Here is a 324-nt window from a genome sequence, read left to right as displayed (position 1 = left end):
ATCGTTCTTATTACGGAGAACGAATACGACGCGGTCGTTTCAAATTTTCAGCTTGTTCCGGATTGTTAAAGAGCAAATACTTCACAATATGCTTAACAGCATACTCTGAAGTATCAATGGCAATGTCTTTCACTCATTACCAGCAAATGGCGTCCCCTAGGGGATTCGAACCCCTGTTACCGCCGTGAAAGGGCGGTGTCCTAGGCCTCTAGACGAAGGGGACACTAGTCTCATTCGTAAGACGCTTTGCTCGTTACTTTCTATCAGACAATCTGTGTGAGCACTTCGCGGGAAGGTATCTTCAGGTAAGGAGGTGATCCAACC

The 324-nt window shown here is 46.6% G+C and carries 1 tRNA gene; it reads right to left on the bottom strand.

Annotated features, from left to right (window positions below):
- Positions 1-147: 147 nt before the first annotated feature.
- Positions 148-223: transfer RNA gene (locus tag SB719_RS19350), tRNA-Glu, on the bottom strand.
- Between the last annotated feature and the right edge of the window lie 101 nt (positions 224-324).

It is taken from the genome of Pantoea sp. SIMBA_079, from assembly GCF_046940275.1.
GTDB lineage: Bacteria > Pseudomonadota > Gammaproteobacteria > Enterobacterales > Enterobacteriaceae > Pantoea > Pantoea borealis.
This window is presented reverse-complemented; position numbering and strand designations above follow the sequence as displayed.